We start from the raw sequence: 2,840 nt of genomic DNA, 5'->3' as shown, positions 1-2,840 counted from the left end.
GCTCCTTCAGTCCGCGCCCAACAGTGTCGGCACCGGGTAACAGCGTATCAGGTCTCTGCTTGAACTGCCCTATAAGTGCATTGATGTCCTCAAGGCATTCTCCACCACAAAGGTAGCTGAAGAAGAGAGAGCCGAAAATACTTCCACGGCTGAATGCCTTGCCGCTACTTCCACGTTTGCCCAATACAGATTCGGTAAGTTTTTTCAAAGCCCAACTTTGAGAAAACGTCCATAATGTGATAAATTCCACCGAAAGAAGTGATATTCTCGTTTTTAATTGCTACCTTTGTCATGTCAGATATTTGCTTACTTGTTATGTTTGCAGCACCAAGATAGGTGAAATTTCTGACATATCCAAGTGTTTTGAGAACTTTGTTTCTCAGGCACTTGGAGTTCTTACAAGAATTTATGCTGCGGAATTAAGGTAATAAATAATATAGTGTTTATGAAAAAGAAAATTCTCACGTTGCTCATGTCTGGCTGCTATAGTATTCTTGCTGCACAAACTACGGGAACGGTCGTAGATGAAAACAAGCAACCATTACCAGCTGCAACTGTTTCGTTATTTCGTGAAAGCGAAAATAAGATGATTAGTGGAGTGGTAACTGATATGAATGGCGGCTTTGAACTGAATACGCATGAAGGAGAGAACTATAGAATAAGGATATCTTTTGTTGGGTATTCTACGCAGGAAATTAAATGCCAAAACATTTCTAAGCACCTTTCGGTGGGTACAATCGTGTTGGAGCCAGAAAGTAAGCAGCTTAATGACGTTACAGTGACCGCCAACAACGTAATACAAAAAGCTGACCGCCAAATAATTATCCCTAATCTGCTTCAGCAAAAAACATCAAGCAATGGTTTAAGTTTGTTGCAGCATCTTCAGCTTTCACGAATCTCTGTAAATACGCTTGACAGCAAGGTGACTACCACTATGGGGGATGCCGTAGAGTTACGTATTAATGGTGTAAAGGCTGAGATACAGGAGGTGAAGGCTCTCTTGCCGACAGACGTATTGAGAATAGAATATCATGATAATCCTGGTCTAAGATACGGAAATGTAGCTGCCGTAATTGACATTATCTTAAAAGAAAAGAAGAATGGTGGAAGCATCTCCGGAGAGTTTATGAACACTATCAATCCCTTAGGTATAGGAGATTATCAGTTATCGGGTAATTATCATGTAGGTAAGTCAAACTTCAAGGCATCTGTAAACTGGAATCGACGTGATGTAAACTGGTTACGTGAAAACATGGAGGCTTTCCATGCAACGACCCCCAGTATCAGTAACTATGAGATAGGGCAAAAGACAAAGGCACGATATGACAACATCAATCTATCCATAGGATACGATTACATAAATAGCGGAAACATATTGAGTGTTACTTTTCGTGATTTATATAACAATACGCCTCATGCGGTATCTGATAGAAATTCCAAACTTATTCAGGATAGCAACACATTCGATATCAAGGACCGCACCAAGTCAAGGAGCAACAATCCATCGTTAGATATTTATTATCAGCATGAGTTTACCAAGGATCGGCATCTGTTCTTTGACCTGACAGGAACATATATCAATACTAAAAACGACCGTTTATATCACCAATCTCTGGGGAATGCTGTGCAGGAAATAACTTCCCATGTCAATGGCAATAAATATTCGACCATAGCTGAAGTTATTTACGAGCAGAAAATCAAGGATTCGCGGTTGTCATTCGGTCTGCGACATCAGCAGATGTACACAAAAAACGCATATGATGGAAACACATCCTCAAGCGTAAAGATGAATACTGCTGAGAGTTATGCTTTTGGAGAATGGGCTTCAACGTTAGGGAAGTTGGATTATATGGTAGGTGTTGGTGTAATGAGAACTTATGCCAGCCAAGAAAATGCAAAACAGGTAAAATATATATTTCGCCCGACTATTCAGCTGGGGTACCATTTCAACAATTATCTGTCAATACGCTACAAAGCCTACATGGGAGGGTACGCACCCTCACTTGCCGAATTAAGCGATGTTGAACAGCACATAGACATTTACCAAATACGCCGTGGAAATCCAAATCTACAGGCGGTCAGATTTTTCTCTAATGAACTGTCAATTAGCGTAGGAACAAAGTATATTAGTGCAGAATGGTTTACCCGTTACAGCTATGACGACAAGCCATATATGGAAGAAACGACCTATTCGAATGGCATCTATATTAGGAGTTATGCCAATCAAAGAGGCTTCCATCGTCTGAACTCTCAAATAAACCTAAAAGTACAACCTTGGAAGGATTATATATCCATTCAATTAACCCCATTTGTCAATCGCTATATCAGCAATGGCAATATTTATACGCATACACATACCAACTGGGGCTTGCGTGCCAACTTAATGGGAATGTACAAGAATTGGTATGTAGGTGCCAATCTTGAGACAAGTTTTCATAGACTGTGGGGGGAGACACTTAACAAAGATGAGAAATCACATAGTATAGTCTTTGGGTACAATAGAGAAAAATGGGGTGTAGAACTCCAGTTGCAGAACATCTTCAGTTCACGTTATGAAATGTCAGTAGAAAATCTTTCCCACCTTGCTCCTTACAATCAAATGGTATGGTCGAGAAATCTATGTAAAGTTTTCGGCATAGACTTTCATTTCAACCTGAACTTTGGAAAGCATGGCTCTGAGGTGAACAAACGTATTTATAACTCTGATACTGATGCAGGCATTGTGCCAACAACGAAGTAGCAGATAAATATAAATTCACGTACAGATAAAGAGGATGTCGAAAATCTTTAAAAGAGTAGACGTTATTAAATACTTTTAGCCTTATGGCAGAAATTAATTT

At 39.8% G+C, this 2,840-nt stretch carries 1 protein-coding gene and 1 pseudogene; one reads left to right on the top strand and one right to left on the bottom strand.

Going from position 1 to position 2,840, the window contains the following annotated elements; translation table 11 throughout:
• A pseudogene (locus HMPREF1640_RS12230) lies at positions 1-293 on the bottom strand (IS1380 family transposase); the annotation flags it as partial.
• Between the two features lie 152 nt (positions 294-445).
• On the opposite strand from HMPREF1640_RS12230, the gene HMPREF1640_RS12225 reads away from it, so the two are divergent.
• Positions 446-2,740, top strand: coding sequence for a TonB-dependent receptor (locus tag HMPREF1640_RS12225; RefSeq protein ID WP_036895304.1), 2,295 nt, complete (start codon positions 446-448; stop codon positions 2,738-2,740).
• The last annotated feature ends 100 nt before the right edge of the window (positions 2,741-2,840 follow it).

Origin of the sequence: Prevotella sp. S7-1-8, assembly GCF_000758925.1 — a bacterium.
In the GTDB taxonomy this organism is placed as follows: domain Bacteria; phylum Bacteroidota; class Bacteroidia; order Bacteroidales; family Bacteroidaceae; genus Prevotella.
The sequence above is the reverse complement of the archived record's forward strand: the minus strand, read 5'-3'. Positions and strand labels throughout refer to the sequence as shown.